Raw genomic sequence first — 17,152 nt, 5'->3', positions numbered from 1 at the left:
TTGCGACCGGCCGGCCGGGCCTCAGCAGGCGGCCAGGACGATGGTCACGCCCAGGACCAGGGGCGGCGGCGGTCCAAGCCTGGCTGCGGCCGGCCGGGGCTCAGTAGGCGGCCAGGACGATGCCCACGCCCAGGAGCAGGGGCGCGGCGGCGGTCAGCGTCCACGCCGTCAGGCGGTCCCGCAGCCGGGCGAAGCGCCACGCGCCGGTGAGCCATGCCAGAGCGATGCCGCACAGCGCGACCAGGCCCAGCCCGACCGCCCACCGCACCCGCAGCCCGGCCGGGTCGCCGGCGTAGGCGACGCGGCCGCCGGGCACCATCGCGGCGGCCACCGAGGCGCCGGGCACATCGTCGAGGCCCATGAGTCGCGCGCCGCCGACCGGCTCGTGCCCCGGCGCGGCGAACTCGGCCAGGCAGTGGCGCAGCACGCCGGATCCCTGGCAGGAGGTGATCTCCGCCGTGCCGCGCACCGCGTGGCCCATGTCCAGCCAGAACGGCTCGGCGCTCGTCCACGCGAAGAAGCCGGCCAGCAGCGCCACGAGCAGCATCGCGCTCAGGCCGGCCAGCGGCCCGCGCGCCGGCCGGATCCGCCGGGAGCGCCGCGGGACGGGTGCGGCCCGGCGCTCGTCGCGCGGCCAGCCAACCGGCCGCATGGCCGGCGGCTGCCACCGCTCCACCCGTCCGTTGTCGGGCCGACCGTTCTCCGACCCCCAGCGCTCTGATCGCCTGTATTCGGGTCGTCCGCGCTCCGGCCGCCCGGCGATGTGGTCCAGGACCGCGGTCCGGCCCGTCTCGTGCGCGAGGGCGTCGATGACGGCGGGCGCCCCGGTCGGCGCCGGCGTCTCGTACAGAGCGACAGCGCCGGTAATGGGCCACAGCGGAAACTCGTCCTGCGGCTCGACGTCCTGCGGCTCGACGTCCTGCAGCTCGACGTCCGGCGGCTCGGCGCTCGCCCCGGCCGCGGAAGTGGGCGCCGCGGCGACGGACGGGACGGGGATGCGGACCGGCGGAATCCCCGCGGCCTCGCCGCGCCATCCCCGCAGAACTGGCTGCTCACTCACGTTTTCATTGGACAACGGATGATCGAATACGTTTCGGACGTCGATCGCGTGTCGGGAGAAACCATCCTGTTCGCGAACAGCGGGGCGGTTCACTAGGCTTGCACGTCATGAGTCGTGTTCTCGCCGCGGTCGCCTGGCCCTACGCCAACGGGCCGCGCCACATCGGTCACGTGTCCGGATTCGGGGTGCCTTCCGACGTCTTCAGCCGCTACATGCGGATGGCCGGGCACGACGTGCTGATGGTGTCGGGCACCGACGAGCACGGCACGCCGATCCAGGTCCAGGCCGACGCCGAGGGCGTGACCCCGCGTGAGCTGGTCGATCGGTACAACCGGGTCATCGTCGAGGACCTGCACGGGCTCGGCCTGTCCTACGACCTGTTCACCCGCACCACCACCGGCAACCACTACCAGGTGGTGCAGGAGCTCTTCCAGGGGTTGTACGACAACGGCTACATCATCGCCAAGACCACGCTCGGCGCGATCTCGCCGTCGACCGGGCGCACGCTGCCCGACCGCTACATCGAGGGCACCTGCCCGATCTGCGGCTACGACAGCGCCCGCGGCGACCAGTGCGACAACTGCGGCAACCAGCTCGACCCCGACCAGCTGATCAATCCCCGGTCGAAGATCAACGGCGAGACGCCGGAGTTCGTGGAGACCGAGCACTTCTTCCTCGACCTGCCCGCCTTCGCCGACCAGCTCAGCGCCTGGCTCGACACCCGCGAGGGCTGGCGCCCCAACGTGCTGAAGTTCTCCCAGAACCTGATCGACGACCTGCAGCCCCGGGCGATCACCCGGGACCTTGAGTGGGGCGTGCCGATCCCGCTCGAGGCCTGGAAGGACCGCGGCGACAAGCGGATCTACGTGTGGTTCGACGCGGTCATCGGCTACCTGTCGGCCTCGATCGAGTGGGCCCGCCGCTGCGGCGACCCCGAGGCCTGGCGCAAGTGGTGGCAGGACCCGCAGGCCCAGGGGTATTACTTCATGGGCAAGGACAACATCGTCTTCCACTCGGTCATCTGGCCGTCGATCCTGCTCGGCTACTCGGGGCCGAAGCCGCAGTCGCTGGGCGCGCTCAACCTGCCCACCGAGGTGGTTTCATCGGAGTACCTCACGATGGAGGGCCGGAAGTTCTCCTCCTCCCGCCGGGTCGTCATCTACGTGCGCGACTTCCTGGAGCGCTATGACGCCGACGCCTTGCGGTATTTCATCGCAGTGGCCGGCCCCGAGTCCAATGACACCGACTTCACCTGGGCGGAGTTCCGCCGGCGCAACAACGACGAGCTCGTGGCCGGCTGGGGCAACCTCGTCAACCGCTCGATCTCGATGGCCGCGAAGAACTTCGGCGAGATCCCCGCGGCCGGCGAGCTGACCGCCGAGGACACCGCGCTGCTGGCGAGCGTGCGGTCCGGCTTCGACTCGGTCGGCCAGCTGCTGGCCAAGCACCGCCAGAAGGCCGCCATCAGCGAGGCGATGCGCGTCGTCGGCGAGGTCAACAAGTACTTCTCCGACCAGGCGCCGTGGAAACTCAAGGACGACAAGGCCCGCATGGGCACGGTCCTGCATGTGGCCCTGCAGGCCGTGAAGGACTGCAACACGCTGCTGACGCCGTTCCTGCCCCACGCCGCGCAGCGCATCCACGAGTTGCTGGGCGGCACCGGCGTGCACGCCCCGATGCCCGAGATCCGCGAGGTCGAAGACCTGGACAACGGCAGGACGTATCCGGTCCTGATGGGCGACTACACGCAAGGCGCCAAGTGGGAACACGCGCCGATCGCCGCCGGCACCGAGCTGGCCCCGCCGACTCCCGTCTTCCGCAAACTCGACGAGTCCATCGTCGAGGAGGAGCTGGCCCGCCTGCAGTCCTAGTCCTCCGGCAACGCAGGCCCATATGGGGAGCGCCGGTCCGGCTGAGTTCCGGCCAGGCGCTCCCCATACAAAAGCCGGCCGCGGGCGCCGCCGCGCTAAAGCTGATACCAGTGATCGCTCTCATGAGCGTCGACGACCTCACTGGCCGGCGCCCAAGCCTCGTACAGCCCCCGCTCGACGCAATGCGCCCCGAGACGCGCGACCTGGTCCCCGTCCGGCCGGGACAACCGTAGCCGCAGCCAGTCGCCCTCCTGCCGGAGAACGGTGCACCGCGCGTCGCGCCAGGTCGCTCGAGGCACGCGGCGGGCCAGGGTTTCCAGGGGGTACCGCGCGGCCCGGGTCTTCGCCGCCACGCGGAACTCGCCCGGCGGGTCGACGATCGCCTCGAAGGTGTTGTCGCGATAGGTCCCGATGTATCGGGTCATCGGCGGGTTGACCGGGAAGTATTCCTGGTCGGACTGGTCCGGCAGCAGGTGGCGCCACTGCGGCCCGTGCATGCGTGTCCACGCGCGCTGCTCCGGCAGATACGTGTACAGCGTGACCTCGGTGCCGTCGCCCGTGTACGCCACGAGCGAGGTGTTCGCCGGCACCGGCAGTTCGGACAGATCGGCGGTGACGAACTCGGGGACGATGTGCCGGCCGCTGGGCGCGAAGCCGGTGCCGATCACCGGCGGGCCGAGGCGGTCGTGCGGTGGCATCGTGACGAGCCCGGCGTAGGCGTCGGCGAGCGGCACGTCGTAGTCGTGGGCGTCCACGGCGCGCCAGCGCACCGCGAAGACGACGTCTTCGGTGGAATCGCTGGACAGGATCGCCAGGTCTTCCGGGGTGCGCAGGTGGGCGACGTCGAAGGCGCGGTAGCAGAAGCCGCTGATCGGCCAACCCCTGAGGTATCCCTGCAGCTGCCGGCCGGAGAGGAATTTGATCATGCGGGTGCCCCGGCGCACCAGGGCGGTGTGGCGGATCGGGGCCAGTGCGGCGGCGGCCGACGGGGTCTGGCTCAGCCGGTGGACGGTCGCCCAGTCCAGCGTGCGGGTGACCGGCATCAGCAGCGGCTGGTCCTCCAGCCCGTCGAGGGCCGAGGCGACCTCCGTGGCGTGGACGAAGCGGCGGTACGGCCAGCGGGCGCCCGGTCGGGGGTTGGGCAGGAAGCCGGGGGCCGCGTGCGTGGCATAGACCTCGTATGCCGCGCCCTGTGCGATCTCCTCGGCCGGATAGGCGACCCCGTCGATCGTCACGCTGCGGGTCGCGGACCCTTCCGCGTGTCCGATTGTTGTCACTTCCGCGACGCTAGGGCCGGGTGGTTGTCACAAGGTGAACGTAAGGTGAACGACGAACCGAGGGTGGCATGCTTAACCCCGATGAGTGCGAGAAGACATAGTCGTGAGGGCACGTTCCCTCCGGCCCCCGAGCCGCTGCCGGTCGCGGTGCCGGACAGCCATACCCATATCGACATCACGCTCGCGGATGACGGCGCGGGCGGCCCGGCGACCGTCGAGGACGCCGTCGCGCTGGCCACCGCGGCCGGGATCGACCGGCTGGTGCAGGTCGGAGTGGACGTCGAGTCGTCCCGCTGGGGCGTCGAGGTCGCCGAGCGCCACCAGGCGGTCCTCGCCACGGTGGCCCTGCACCCCAACGAGGCGCCGCGGCTGGCCGACCTCGACGGCGCGCTGCGCGAGATCGAGCGGCTCGCCGCCCACCCGCGGGTGCGTGGCATCGGCGAGACCGGCCTGGACTACTTCCGCACCGGCGGGGAGGGGCGCAAGGCGCAGCACGAGAGCTTCCGCGCGCACGTCGCGATCGCCAAGCGGCACGGCAAGACGCTGGTCATCCACGATCGCGACGCCCACGACGACGTGCTGGCCGTGCTCGACGAGGAGGGCGCGCCCGATCAGGTCGTCATGCACTGCTTCTCCGGCGACGAGGAGTTCGCCCGGGAGTGCCTGGACCGAGGCTTCCTGCTGAGCTTCGCGGGCACCGTCACCTTCGGCAACGCCGCGCACCTGCGCCGGGCGGCCGCGATCACCCCGCTGGACGGGCTGCTGGTCGAGACCGACGCGCCGTTTCTCACGCCCATGCCGTATCGTGGCCGCCCCAACGCCTCGTATCTCATCCCGCTGACCGTGCGCGTGCTGGCCGAGGTCACCGGGCACGACCTCGACGCTCTCTGCGCCGCGATCTCGGCCAACGGGGAACGAGCCTTCGGACGCTGGTCATGACCCTCCTCGGGCCGGCCGATGTGCGGCAACTCGCGGAGCGGCTCGGCATCCGCCCCACCAAGCAGTTCGGGCAGAACTTCGTGCACGACCCCAACACCGTGCGCCGAATCGTGCGGGCCGCCGAGCTCGCGCCGGACGACGTCGTGCTGGAGGTCGGGCCGGGGCTCGGGTCGCTGACCCTGGCGCTGCTGGAGCACGGCAACCCGGTCTGCGCGGTCGAGATCGATCCGCCGCTGGCCGAGGCGCTGCCGGAGACGGTCGGGAAGTACGCGCCCGATCACGCCGATCGCCTGACCGTCGTGGCCGGGGACGCGCTGCGGGTGGACCTCGGCGGGTTCCGGCCGACGGCGCTGGTGGCCAACCTGCCGTACAACGTCGCGGTCCCGGTCGTGCTGCACCTGCTGGCCACCGTGCCCACGCTGCGGCGCGGGCTGGTGATGGTGCAGAAGGAGGTCGCCGACCGGCTCACCGCCGGGCCCGGGTCGCGGACCTACGGCGTGCCGAGCGTGAAACTCGCCTGGTACGCGACAGCGCGCCAGGCGGGGCGGGTGCCCGCCTCGGTCTTCTGGCCGGTGCCGAACGTCGAGTCGGGTCTGGTCGGATTTGCCGTACACGATACGATAAATCCCGACAGGGCGGATACCTTCGCCGTCGTCGACGCCGCGTTCGCCCAGCGGCGCAAGACGCTGCGCGCGGCGCTCGCCGGCTGGGCCGGGGGACCGCCGCAGGCCGAACGGATCCTTCGCGCCGCCGGGGTCGACCCCGGCCTGCGCGGGGAGCAGCTCACGGTGGATGACTTCACGCGCATCGCGAGCCAGCGACGCCGGGTGGAGGCGTCCGGGTAGGGTGCAGCAGTGACCGAGCCGCTCTTCTCCGAAGACGAGGAGTTCGACCGGCCGCGCCTGGCCGCGCATGGACCGGTGCGTGTCCGCGTGCCCGCGAAGATCAACCTCCATCTGCACGTCGGCCCGTCGCGCCCGGACGGCTATCACGAGCTGACCACGGTGTATCACGCGATCGGCCTCTACGACGAGATCACCGCACGCCGCGGCGACACGCTGACGCTCACCATGGAGGGCGAGGGCACCGGCGCGCTGTCCCTCGGCGAGGACAACCTCGTCGTGCGCGCGGTCCGGGCCCTGGCCACCGAGACGGGTCACGACCCGCATGCCCGGCTGCACCTGAAGAAGCAGATCCCGGTCGCCGCCGGGCTCGCGGGCGGCAGCGCCGACGCGGCCGCCGCGCTCGTGGCCTGCGACCAGCTGTGGGGCACCGGGCTCTCCCGCGACGACCTGGCCACCATCGCAGCGACGCTCGGCTCGGACGTCCCGTTCCTGGTGCTCGGTGGCACCGCGCTGGGCACCGGCCGGGGCGAGCTGGTGAGCCCGATCCTGACCGGCGGGCACTCGTGGCACTGGGTGCTCGCGGTCGCCGACGAGGGGCTGTCCACGCCGGTGGTGTACCGGGCCTTCGACGAGCTCGGCGGGCACACCAGCGCCGGCCCGCCCGACGGGCTGATGGCCGCGTTGCGCCAGCGTGACCCCGAGGTCCTGGCGGGCCAGCTCGCCAACGACCTGCAGGCCGCGGCCCTGCACCTGCGCCCGGAGCTGCAGCAGGTGCTCGACGCCGGGCTCGACGCCGGTGCGCTGGCCGGCATGATCTCCGGCTCCGGTCCGACCTGTGTGTTCCTGGCCGAGGACGCCCGCCACGCCGCGCTGCTCGCCGCCGAACTTGAGGCGCGCGAGTGCTGCCGCGCCGTGCGCACCGCCGTCGGCCCCGTTCCCGGCGCGAGGGTGCTGTAAATGGCCAACATCGTCAATCTGGACAAGGTTTCCAAGGCGTACCCCGCGGGCCGCATTTTCGACGAGGTGTCGCTCGGCATCGACGACAGCGACCGGATCGGCATCGTCGGGCTCAACGGCGCCGGCAAGACCACCCTGCTGCGCATGCTCACCAAGGCCGAGGAGCCCGACTCCGGCCGCGTCACCCACCGGCGCGACCTGCGCGTGGCGGCCCTCCCGCAGCGCCTCGACCTGCCGCCCGCGGCGACGGTCCGCGACGTCATCATCGGCTCGGCGTGGCTGCCCGCCGGATTCGCCGCGGAGCACGAGTGGGCCGGCGACGCGGGCGTGCGCACGGTGCTCAACGGGCTCGGCATGCCGCACCTGGGCCTCGACGCCCCCGTCGGCCCGATGTCCGGCGGCGAGCGGCGCCGCGTCGCGCTGGCCGCGCTGCTGGTGCGCCCGGCCGACCTGCTCATCCTGGACGAGCCCACCAACCACCTCGACGTGGCCGGCATCTCCTGGCTGGCGCGGCACCTGCTGCGGCGGCGGGGCGCGCTCATTGTGGTCACTCACGACCGATGGTTCCTCGACGAGGTGTGCACCACCACCTGGGAGGTCGCCGACGCGACCGTGCGCTCCTACGAGGGCGGCTACGCGGCCTGGACCCTCGCGCGGGCCGAGCGGGTCCGGGTCGCCGCCGAGGCCGAGGCGCGCCGGCAGAACCTGCTGCGCAAGGAGATCGCCTGGCTGCGCCGCGGCCCGCCGGCCCGCACCAGCAAGCCGAGGTTCCGCATCGACGCGGCCAACGCGCTCATCGCCGACGTCCCGCCCGCCCGCGACGCGGTGTCGCTGCAGCGCCTCGCCGTGACCCGGCTGGGCAAGCGGGTGTACGAGCTGGAGGGGGTCCGGCTGAAGGCCGGCGAGCGGACCCTGCTCGAGGGCACCAACTGGATCGTCGGCCCGGGCGACCGTATCGCCGTGCTCGGCGCGAACGGGGCCGGCAAGACCACGCTGCTGCGCGTGCTCGCCGACCTCCGCGAGCCCGACGGCGGCCGGGTGCTGCGCGGCACCACGGTCCGCCCGGCGTTCCTGTCCCAGGAGCTGCACGAGCTGCCCAACGGGCAGCGGCTGCTGGAGGCGGTCGAGGAGGTCGCCAAGCGGGTCCGGCTCGGCGACCGCGAGCTGTCGGCGGCGCAGCTGGCCGAGGTGTTCGGCTTCACCGGCCCGCGGGTCTGGACTCCGGTCGCCGACCTCTCCGGTGGCGAGCGGCGCCGGCTGCAGCTGCTGCGGCTGCTGGCCACCGAGCCCAACGTGCTGCTGCTCGACGAGCCGACCAACGACCTGGACATCGACACGCTCGCCGCGCTCGAGGACCTGCTCGACACGTGGCCGGGCACGCTCGTGGTGGCCAGTCACGACCGGTATCTGGTCGAGCGGGTCGCCGACACCGTCTACGGCATGTACGGCGACGGCCGGCTGGTCCACCTGCCAGGTGGCGTGGACGAATACCTGGCGCACGTGTCGGACTCCGAGGGCTTCGCCGCCGCGTCCGAGCCCAAGGCTGGGCCGGGGGCCGCGCTCGCCGATCGGGCGCCGGACCTGCGCGCCTCCGAGAAGGACCAGCGCGCGGCGAAGAAGGAGCTGGCCAAGCTGGAGCGCAGCATCGACCGCCTCACCCAGAAGGAAGAGGCGCTGCACGCGCAGCTGGCCGAGCACGCCACCGACTACGCGAAGATCACGGATTTGGACGCTCAGCTGCGCGCGGTGCAGCAGGAGAAAGCCGTTATCGAGGAGCAATGGCTCGCCCTGGCCGAGATCGCCGGGTGAGGTCATCTTAGGATTGACCCATGGCCGCTCACTTTCCGATCAACCATCACCTCCGGCCGCTGTACCGGCTGCTCGCCGGGGTGGCGGGCCTCTACATGCTGGTCTTCGGCGTGGTCGGCTTCGTGCAGACCTCCGGTGCCCCGTTCTTCACCCGCGACGAGACCGCATGGGTGCTCGGCCTGCGCGTCAACCCGGCGTTCGCGCTGCTGTCGATCGTCGCCGGCGTGGTCGTGCTCGGCGCGAACATCATCGGCCGTAACGTGGCGCACGCGATCAACCAACTGGCCGGCATCGTCCTGACGATCGTCGGCATGGCGTCGCTGGCGGTCCTGCAGACCGAGGCCAACGTCTTCGCCTTCTCGATGACCAACGTGATCGTCACGTTCATCCTGTCCGGCGTCGTCGGCGTCGCGAGCCTCTACGACCGGGTCGGCCCCTCCTCGGCCGCGAAGGCCGAGGAGGACTTCCGGCACGGCCCGCGCACCGCGTAGGCGCCACACTCTTCGAGGCCCGGTCCCTGGGGACCGGGCCTCGCACTGTTCGTATCTCAGCGGCGCGCGCCGTTCTTCACTTCCCGTGGCGGGTGACCAGGGTGGGCTTGCCCTCCATGTTGGACAGGCCGTTCCACGCCAGGTTGACCAGGTGCGCGGCCACGACTTCCTTCTTGGGCTTGCGTACCTCCAGCCACCAGCGGCCGGTCAGCGCGACCATGCCGACGAGGGCCTGGGAATACAGCTCGGCGAGCTTCGGGTCGAAGCCGCGGCGCTTGAACTCCGCGCCGAGGATGTGCTCGGCCTGGTGGGCCACGTCGTTGAGCACGCTCATGAAGTTGCCGGTCGTGGACATGACCGGCGACTCCCGCACCAGGACCCGGAAGCCGTCGGTCTCCGCCTCGATGTAGTCCAGCAGGGCCAGCGCCGCCTGTTCGAGCAGTTCGTGCGGGTGGCCGGCGGTGAGCGCGTTGGAGATCCGGTCGAGCAGCGAGCGGACCTCCCGGTCGACGACCACCGCGTAGAGGCCCTCCTTGCCGCCGAAGTGCTCATACACCACCGGCTTGGAGACCTTCGCCCGCGACGCCACCTCCTCGATGGAGGTGGCGTCGAAGCCCCGCTCGGCGAACAGGGCGCGGCCGATCGAGATCAGCTGCTCACGGCGCTGTGCGGAGGACATCCGCACCCGCGACTTGGTCGAGATCGACGGCGGCGGTACGGGTGGCCGCGGTTGCTGGAGATCATCCGGGCGCTCGGTCACCCCTTCATCGTGCCAGCCGCCACCCGCTTGGCGTCGAGCCGGTCTCGCTTTGGCCAGCGGATGTCGGTCGCCCAGCCCAGCTTTTCGAAGATCCAGATCAGCCGCGCATTGATGTCGATCTGGCCCTTGTCCACCCCGTGGCGGGCGCAGGTGGGGTCGGCGTGGTGCAGGTTGTGCCAGCTCTCACCGAAGGACAGGATCGCCAGCGGCCAGAAGTTGCTGGCCCGGTCGCCCTCGCGGGTCTCGAACGGGCGCTCGCCGTAGACGTGGCAGATCGAGTTGATCGACCAGGTGACGTGGTGCAGCAGGCCGATGCGGACCAGGCCGGCCCAGAAGAACGCGGACAGCGCGCCCTGCCACGACCAGGTGACCAGGCCGGCGATGAGCGCGGGCAGCGTCGCCGACAGGATGACGATCACCGGGAACAGCTTGTCGATGATGCGGATGTCCTTGTCGGCCATCAGGTCGGGGGCGAAGCGCTCACGGTTGGACAGCTCGCGGAAGAACAGCCAGCCGACGTGCGCGTAGAACAGTCCCTTGACCAGGCCGCCGAAGGACTCCCCGAAGCGCCACGGCGAGTGCGGGTCGCCCTCGCGGTCGGAGTAGGCGTGGTGGCGGCGGTGGTCGGCGACCCACTGCGTCGGGTTGCCCTCGATCGCGGTGCTGCCGGCGAGAGTCAGCGCGATGCGCAGGCCGCGGTTGGCCTTGAACGAGCCGTGGGTGAGGTAGCGGTGGAAACCGGTCCCGATGCCCAGGCCGCCGATGACGTAGAAGACCAGGCCAAGGACGACGTCGAGCCAGCTCAGCCCCCAGCCCCAGGCGACGGGGACGGCGGCGATCAGCGCGACGAACGGCAGGATCACGAAGCCCCACAGTGCCACGATGATGCCGGGGTGCTGCTTGCCCTCGGTGAGCGGCTTCGGCCCGCGGTCGGGGCTCTCGAAGGGCGCTGGGTCAAGGACCGATACGGACATGGAACCTCTCAGGGGAATCGTCGCCGGCGGGGGCTACGCCTACGTCACCGTAACTTACGGAGGCGTAGGTTGACTATACGAAGCCCGTGTCAAGCCGATTACCCCTCGTCTGGTGTGATCTTCATCGGATTGTCGCCCAATGCGGCCGGGGCGAACCCGGGCGCGGATCGAGGGGGGCGCCCTGCGGGCAAAACGGATCGAGCGCAAGTTAGGCTTCGGATGCGGCGTAATGGGGTGTGGGGTAACGGCAGCCCGCAGGCCTTTGGAGCCTCGCAGTCCTGGTTCGAATCCAGGCACCCCAGCCACCTGACTACGATGAGGCGCACCGACACCGTCGAGGAGCCCTCCGTGAGAAACGTGATCATCCTGGCCGCCGGCGAAGGCAAGCGGATGAAGTCGTCGGTTCCCAAGGTCCTGCACCCCCTGCTTGGGCGTACGCTGCTCGGGCACGTGCTGGCCGCCGCGGAGCCGTTCCTGGACAGCGGGACCGTGACCGTGGTGGTGGGGCACGGGGGAGATCAGGTCCGTGAGCACCTGACCCGGGTCGCGCCCGAGGCGACACCCGTCACCCAGGCCGAGCGGCGGGGCACCGGGCATGCGGTGCGCATCGCCCTGGAGGCCAATCCCGACCTGAGCGGCACCGTGGTCGTGCTCAACGGCGACATCCCGCTGCTGCGCGCCGACACGCTCGCCGCGCTGGTGCACACCCACGAGAACACCAAGGCGTCGGCCACCGTGCTGACCGCCGAGGTCGACGACCCGACCGGCCTCGGGCGCATCGTGCGCAGCCGGGGCGGCGAGTTCGCCGCGATCGTGGAAGAGCGGGACGCGACGCCGGCCCAGCGGGCCATCCGCGAGATCAACTCCGGGGCGTACGTCTTCGAGGCGTCGGCGCTGCGGGAGATGCTCGGCAAGCTCTCCACGGACAACGACCAGGGTGAGGAGTATCTCACCGACGTCATCGGCTTGCTGGCCGCGGCCGGCGCGCCGATCGTCGCGCACCGCGCCCCCGACGCCACCGAGACGCTCGGCGCCAACGACCGCGCCGAGCTGGCCGGCCTGCGGGCGATCATGCGCGACCGGATCAACGACGAGTGGATGCGCTCCGGGGTGGCCATCATCGACCCGGCCACCACCTGGATCGACGTGACCGTAACGCTCGAGCCCGACGCGGTCGTCGAGCCCAACACCCACCTGCGCGGGGCGACCAGCGTTGGCGAGGGCGCGGTGGTCGGCCCGGACACCTCGCTCATCGACGTGGTCGTCGGCCCGGGCGCGGCGGTCGTGCGCACCCACGCGGTGTCCTCCGAGATCGGGGCCCAGGCCTCCGTCGGGCCGTTCGCCTACCTGCGCCCCGGCTCCCGGCTCGGTCGCAAGTCGAAGATCGGCACGTTTGTGGAGACCAAGGCCGCCGAGCTGGGCGAGGGCGCGAAGGTGCCGCACCTGTCATACGTCGGCGACGCCACCATCGGCGAACACACCAACATCGGCGCGGCCACCGTTTTTGTCAACTACGACGGCGTGCGCAAGCAGCGCTCGGTGATCGGCGCGCACGCCCGCACCGGGGCCGACAACATGTTCGTCGCCCCCGTCCAGGTGGGCGACGGTGCGTATACCGCAGCCGGCAGCATCATCATCAAGGACGTGCCGCCGGGCGCGCTCGGCGTCTCCCGGGCCCATCAGCGCAACATCGAGGGCTGGGTGGAGCGTAAGCGGGTCGGCACCGCCGCGGCCGAGGCTGCCCGCGCCGCCCGGGAGGCCGCCGGCCGTGAAGAAAACCACGTCGGAGCCGGTCAAGTGGGCGAAGCCCCGCCCCACGACGAAGAATGATCGCAACGACGAGATCAGGAGCGGGCGACCCCCATGGCCAGCATTACTTCGGAGAACCGCAAGAACCTCATGCTCTTCTCCGGCCGGGGATTCCCCGCGCTGGCTGAAGAGATCGGCGCCGTGCTCGGGGTCGACCCGACCCCGATGGACGCCTACGACTTCGCCAGCGGCGAGATCTTCATCCGGTACCGTGAGTCTGTCCGCGGTTCCGACGCGTTCGTCGTCCAGTCGATGGTCTCGCCGATCAACGACTGGCTGATGGAGACGCTGATTATGGTGGACGCGCTCAAGCGCGGATCCGCGAAGCGCATCACCGTGGTCCTGCCCTTCTACCCGTATGCCCGGCAGGACAAGAAGCACCGCGGCCGCGAGCCGATCTCGGCCCGCCTGATCGCCGACCTGCTCAAGACCGCGGGCGCCAACCGCATCCTCACCGTCGACCTGCACACGGCCCAGATCCAGGGCTTCTTCGACGGGCCGGTCGACCACCTGTTCGCGATGAACGCGCTGGCCGACCACATCGAGGCCAAGTACGCGGGCCGTCCGATCACGGTCGTCGCGCCCGACTCCGGCCGGGTGCGGGTCGCCGAGCGGTGGACCGACCGGCTCGGCGGCTGCCCGCTCGCCTTCATCCACAAGACCCGCGACCCCAGCAAGCCCAACCAGGTGGTCGCGAACCGGGTCGTCGGCGAGGTCGAGGGCCGGGTCTGCCTGATCGTCGACGACATGATCGACACCGGCGGCACGATCGTCGGCGCGGCCGACATCCTCTTCATCGAGGGCGCCGCCGAGGTCGTGGTCGCCGCGACCCACCCGGTGCTCTCCGACCCGGCCTGCGAGCGGTTGGACGCTAGCCGGATCAGCGAGGTCGTGGTGACCAACACGCTGCCGCTGCCGGCCGACCGCAAGGTGGACAAGATCACCCAGCTGTCCATCGCCCCGCTGCTGGCCCGGGCCATTCGCGAGGTCTTCGATGACGGCTCGGTCACGACCCTCTTCGGCGGCCTTTCCTGACCGTACGCCGACCGGCCGGCTCCGGCGCGTGACCAGCACGCGCCGGTCCGTGCCGGTCGCCTGGCCGTTCGGCCACCCCGGCGCGTGATCCGCACAAACGGGCGGGGAGGGTGCTGAAGGTGCCGACGCCTCGGGTAAGCTAGTGCGGTTGCCACGGCGAGGGTGCTCCCACGGGCCGGGCATGCGGTTCCTGTGTGACCGCCGGGTGTTCGCACCCCGGCGATCGCACAGGAACCGGCATGACGGCCGAGCGGGCTCCGTGATCGACGCGGTGCTCCGGGCCTGTGCCCCGTGCGCCCCCCTCGCCCGAGCGCCGCACCAAGACAACTGTTACCGGTCGCGTCGGCCGGTGCCCGCCGCACAACCCGCATCAGGAGTTTGTCGTGTCCGAGGTAAAGATCAGCGCCGAGCCCCGCAGCGAGTTCGGCAAGGGTGGAGCCCGTCGCACGCGCCGGGCCGGCAAGGTGCCCGCCGTGCTGTACGGTCACGGCGAGAAGCCCCGTCACATCGCCCTCCCCGCCCGTGAGTTCGCCGCGGCGATCCGCCACGGCGGCATGACCCAGGTCTTCAACATCGAGATCTCCGACGGCAGTGCCGCGCTGGCCCTGCCGAAGGCCATCCAGCGCGACCCGATCAAGGACACCTTCGACCACGTGGACCTGCTGGTGGTCCGTCGCGGCGAGAAGGTCACCGTCGACATCCCGGTCCAGCTGGCCGGCGAGGCGGCCCGGGACACGCTCATCATGCACGAGAGCACCACGCTCGCCGTGCTGGCCGACGCCACCAAGCTGCCGGAGCACCTCGAGGCCTCGATCGAGGGCCTCGAGGCGGGCAGCCACGTGACCGCGGCCGACGTCAAGCTGCCGGCGGGCGTCGAGCTCGCCGCCGACCCGGAGCTGGTCATCGCGGTCGTCACCACGGCGCCGGTCCAGGCGGCCGCGGCCGAGGGCGCGGCCGAGGAGCCGGCGGCCGAGGCCTGATCGGCCCAAGATCAGCCCGTACTTCGTGAGAAGGTCGCGGATCGCCGTAACGGCGGCCCGCGACCTTCGCTTATGAGGAGGTTCCGGTGACGGACGTCGCGCCCTGGCTCGTCGTCGGGCTGGGCAACCCCGGCCCCGAGTACGCGCGCCACCGCCACAACGTCGGCTTCATGGTCGCCGACCTACTCGCCGAGCGCGCCGGGCTGCGCTTCGGCCGGCACCGCCGGGTCGTCGCCGACGTGGCCGAGGGTCGCCTGCGCGTCGGTGGGCCCCGGCTGGTCCTGGTCAAGCCGCTGACCTTCATGAACCTGTCGGGTGGCCCGGTCGCCGGCCTGGCGCAGTTCTACAAGGTGCCGCGGGAGCAGATCATCGCGGTGCACGACGAGCTTGACATCCCGTGGACGCAGCTGCGCCTGAAGCAGGGCGGCGGGGAGGGCGGCCACAACGGCCTGCGCTCGATGTCGAGCTCGCTGGGCGGCAAGGACTACCTGCGGGTGCGCTTCGGCATCGGCCGCCCGCCGGGCCGGCAGAACCCCGCCGACTTCGTCCTGTCCGACTTCTCGGCGGTAGAGCGCAAGGAGCTCGACTACTTCGTCGACCGGACCGCGGACGCGGTCGAGGTGATCATTGAGCAGGGCCTGGAGCCGGCGCAGAATCGATACCACGTGGACTGACCGCCCGGTCCGTCAGGCACAGCACGCCGCCGTAACGAATCATCCGGGTGGTTCGCGCGGGCTTCACCGGCCCGGTACTGTTCCGTCAGGTAAGAGTGGGCAAGGACGGTCACGAGTTCGTGATCTTCAAGTCCGTACCATGCACATCGGCGCCGAAGCCCGCCTCGCCGAGCTGCGGCACCTCAACGAAGTCGACAGCGCGCTGTTCAAACTGCGTAACGACCCGCGGGTGACCCGCGCCAGGCGGCTTCTGCTGTCGCCGGTCGGGCCGCGCCCGCCGCTGCCGGAGGAGGTCGCCGTGTATCCGGACGACGCCCGGCGCCGGCTGGCCGTTCGGCCCGGGATGACCGGTCTTCGGCAGATGCCCGGCCGGTCGGACCTATCGTGGGACGAAGCGGTCCGCCTCGACCCGCAGTATGTGGAGAACCAGTCGCTGTCCCTTGACCTGGTGATCATGCTGCGGACGTCGAGCGCGGTGACCTGAGGGGCTGGAGCGTATCGAATGACCGACCTACCACCCGCCACCGACGGCGGGTTCGCCCGCTGGCTGGCCCAGCGGTCCGGCGATCTGCTGCTCAAGCTGCGCGAGGAGATGGGGCATTCCGACCCGGACGCCCTGCGCAAGGCCGGCGACCGGTTGTCGCACGAACTGCTCATGGAGCTGATCGAACGCTGGCGCCCGGCCGACGCGGTGCTCTCCGAGGAGGGTGCCGACAACCCCGCCCGGCTGCGCGCCGAGCGGGTCTGGATCGTCGACCCGCTCGACGGCACCCGCGAGTTCGGCGAGGAGGGGCGCGCCGACTGGGCCGTCCACGTGGCGCTCTACGCGGGACGCCTGGTCGCCGGTGCGGTGGCGCTGCCCGCGCAGCACTGCGTGCTCGGCACCGACGTGCCGCCGCCGTTCCCGCCGATGCCGGGCGTGCAGGGCGAGCCGATCCGGCTGGCCGCGAGCCGCAGCCGCCCGCCGGCGCTGCTCAGCGCGTTGGGGGAGAAGCTTCCGATCGAGCTCGTTCCCATGGGCTCGGCCGGCGCCAAGATCGCCGCCGTGATCGACGGGGCCGTCGACGCGTACGTTCACGCCGGCGGTCAGTACGAGTGGGACTCCGCCGCGCCCGTTGCTGTGGCTCTCGCCACGGGCCTGCATGCTTCCCGTATCGACGGGACTACGTTGGAATACAACCAGCCCGACCCCCGCCTGCCCGACCTGGTGGTGTGTCGGAAGGCATTGGCGCCGCAACTGCTGGCCGCGATCAACAGCTGAAAGGTTCCCGCCACCCAAATGAGCGGTACGAAGCAGAGCGGAGTAACCGCTCATCAGGGGTTGGGCCGTGCGCCCTACCGGGTCTCCCATCTGGATGCTCTCGAGGCCGAGAGCCTGTTCATCATGCGTGAGGTGGTCGCCGAGTTCGAGCGGCCGGTGCTGCTGTTCTCCGGCGGCAAGGATTCGATCGTGATGCTGCGGCTCGCCGAGAAGGCGTTCGCGCCCGCCCGGATCCCGTTCCCGGTGATGCACGTGGACACGGGGCACAACTTCCCGGAGGTGCTGGCCTACCGGGACCGGCGGGTGTCCGAGCTCAACGTGCAGTTGATCGTGGCGAGTGTCCAGGAGGCGATCGACTCGGGGTCGGTGCGTGAGTCGGCTGATGGGATGCGGAACCGGATTCAGACGCC

The 17,152-nt window shown here is 71.1% G+C and carries 16 protein-coding genes, 1 tRNA gene and 1 pseudogene; 14 read left to right on the top strand and 4 right to left on the bottom strand.

Annotated elements, in window-relative coordinates:
* Positions 1–100: 100 nt before the first annotated feature.
* Positions 101–1,060: a hypothetical protein gene (locus AB0367_RS12940; protein WP_366226457.1), complete on the bottom strand. Its 960-nt coding sequence runs from the start codon at positions 1,058–1,060 to the stop codon at positions 101–103.
* Positions 1,061–1,167: 107 nt separating this feature from the next.
* Here AB0367_RS12940 and metG point away from each other — a divergent pair, with 107 nt between their 5' ends.
* Entirely contained in the window at positions 1,168–2,931 is a 1,764-nt protein-coding gene (gene metG, locus AB0367_RS12935) for a methionine--tRNA ligase (protein ID WP_366226456.1), read from the top strand.
* A gap of 95 nt (positions 2,932–3,026) precedes the next feature.
* Here the strand turns inward: metG and AB0367_RS12930 are convergent, their stop codons facing one another.
* Complete coding sequence (locus tag AB0367_RS12930) at positions 3,027–4,208, bottom strand: hypothetical protein (protein WP_366226455.1); 1,182 nt, start codon at positions 4,206–4,208, stop codon at positions 3,027–3,029.
* An 81-nt stretch (positions 4,209–4,289) separates the two neighbouring features.
* Here AB0367_RS12930 and AB0367_RS12925 point away from each other — a divergent pair, with 81 nt between their 5' ends.
* The 5 genes from AB0367_RS12925 to AB0367_RS12905 are packed head-to-tail and all read left to right on the top strand — an operon-like array spanning position 4,290 to position 9,249.
* Positions 4,290–5,147, top strand: a complete 858-nt coding sequence (locus AB0367_RS12925; protein ID WP_366226454.1) for a TatD family hydrolase — start codon at positions 4,290–4,292, stop codon at positions 5,145–5,147.
* On the top strand, positions 5,144–5,992 hold the full coding sequence (gene rsmA / locus AB0367_RS12920) for a 16S rRNA (adenine(1518)-N(6)/adenine(1519)-N(6))-dimethyltransferase RsmA (protein ID WP_366226453.1): 849 nt from the start codon (positions 5,144–5,146) through the stop codon (positions 5,990–5,992). Before AB0367_RS12925 ends, rsmA begins: the two co-directional genes overlap by 4 nt.
* Before the next feature lie 9 nt (positions 5,993–6,001).
* Positions 6,002–6,949, top strand: a complete 948-nt coding sequence (locus tag AB0367_RS12915; RefSeq protein WP_366226452.1) for a 4-(cytidine 5'-diphospho)-2-C-methyl-D-erythritol kinase — start codon at positions 6,002–6,004, stop codon at positions 6,947–6,949.
* The gene (locus AB0367_RS12910) at positions 6,950–8,758 is read left to right on the top strand and encodes an ABC-F family ATP-binding cassette domain-containing protein (RefSeq protein WP_366226451.1); all 1,809 of its coding nucleotides are present in this window, start codon (positions 6,950–6,952) and stop codon (positions 8,756–8,758) included.
* A 20-nt stretch (positions 8,759–8,778) separates the two neighbouring features.
* A complete protein-coding gene (locus AB0367_RS12905) occupies positions 8,779–9,249 on the top strand; it encodes a DUF4383 domain-containing protein (protein WP_366226450.1) in 471 nt (156 codons plus the stop codon).
* Positions 9,250–9,325: 76 nt separating this feature from the next.
* On the opposite strand, the gene AB0367_RS12900 is transcribed toward AB0367_RS12905, so the two are convergent.
* Complete coding sequence (locus tag AB0367_RS12900) at positions 9,326–9,928, bottom strand: TetR/AcrR family transcriptional regulator (protein WP_366226789.1); 603 nt, start codon at positions 9,926–9,928, stop codon at positions 9,326–9,328.
* Between the two features lie 77 nt (positions 9,929–10,005).
* Positions 10,006–10,983, bottom strand: coding sequence for an acyl-CoA desaturase (locus tag AB0367_RS12895; protein ID WP_366226449.1), 978 nt, complete (start codon positions 10,981–10,983; stop codon positions 10,006–10,008).
* 230 nt (positions 10,984–11,213) lie between these two features.
* Between AB0367_RS12895 and AB0367_RS12890 the strand changes: the two genes are divergently transcribed.
* From AB0367_RS12890 to AB0367_RS12855, 8 genes and pseudogenes are all read left to right on the top strand, one after another.
* Positions 11,214–11,288, top strand: a tRNA-Gln gene (locus AB0367_RS12890).
* Between the two features lie 10 nt (positions 11,289–11,298).
* Positions 11,299–12,813 (top strand): bifunctional UDP-N-acetylglucosamine diphosphorylase/glucosamine-1-phosphate N-acetyltransferase GlmU, encoded by a 1,515-nt coding sequence (gene glmU, locus AB0367_RS12885; protein WP_366226448.1) that lies wholly within the window; start codon positions 11,299–11,301, stop codon positions 12,811–12,813.
* Positions 12,814–12,846: 33 nt separating this feature from the next.
* Positions 12,847–13,827 (top strand): ribose-phosphate diphosphokinase, encoded by a 981-nt coding sequence (locus AB0367_RS12880; protein WP_366226447.1) that lies wholly within the window; start codon positions 12,847–12,849, stop codon positions 13,825–13,827.
* Positions 13,828–14,210: 383 nt separating this feature from the next.
* Positions 14,211–14,807, top strand: coding sequence for a 50S ribosomal protein L25/general stress protein Ctc (locus tag AB0367_RS12875; RefSeq protein WP_366226446.1), 597 nt, complete (start codon positions 14,211–14,213; stop codon positions 14,805–14,807).
* An 86-nt stretch (positions 14,808–14,893) separates the two neighbouring features.
* Positions 14,894–15,481 carry an aminoacyl-tRNA hydrolase gene (gene pth, locus AB0367_RS12870; RefSeq protein WP_366226445.1) on the top strand — a complete coding sequence of 196 codons (588 nt, stop codon included), beginning with the start codon at positions 14,894–14,896 and terminating at the stop codon, positions 15,479–15,481.
* Between the two features lie 68 nt (positions 15,482–15,549).
* Positions 15,550–15,965: pseudogene (locus tag AB0367_RS12865) on the top strand (sugar transferase); the annotation flags it as partial.
* An 18-nt stretch (positions 15,966–15,983) separates the two neighbouring features.
* Complete coding sequence (locus AB0367_RS12860) at positions 15,984–16,742, top strand: 3'(2'),5'-bisphosphate nucleotidase CysQ (protein WP_366226444.1); 759 nt, start codon at positions 15,984–15,986, stop codon at positions 16,740–16,742.
* A gap of 18 nt (positions 16,743–16,760) precedes the next feature.
* Positions 16,761–17,152: phosphoadenosine phosphosulfate reductase family protein (locus AB0367_RS12855; protein WP_366226443.1), on the top strand; the 392-nt coding region annotated here is incomplete at its 3' end.

This window comes from Dactylosporangium sp. NPDC051484 (assembly GCF_040689395.1).
Lineage (GTDB): Bacteria > Actinomycetota > Actinomycetes > Mycobacteriales > Micromonosporaceae > Dactylosporangium.
This window is presented reverse-complemented; position numbering and strand designations above follow the sequence as displayed.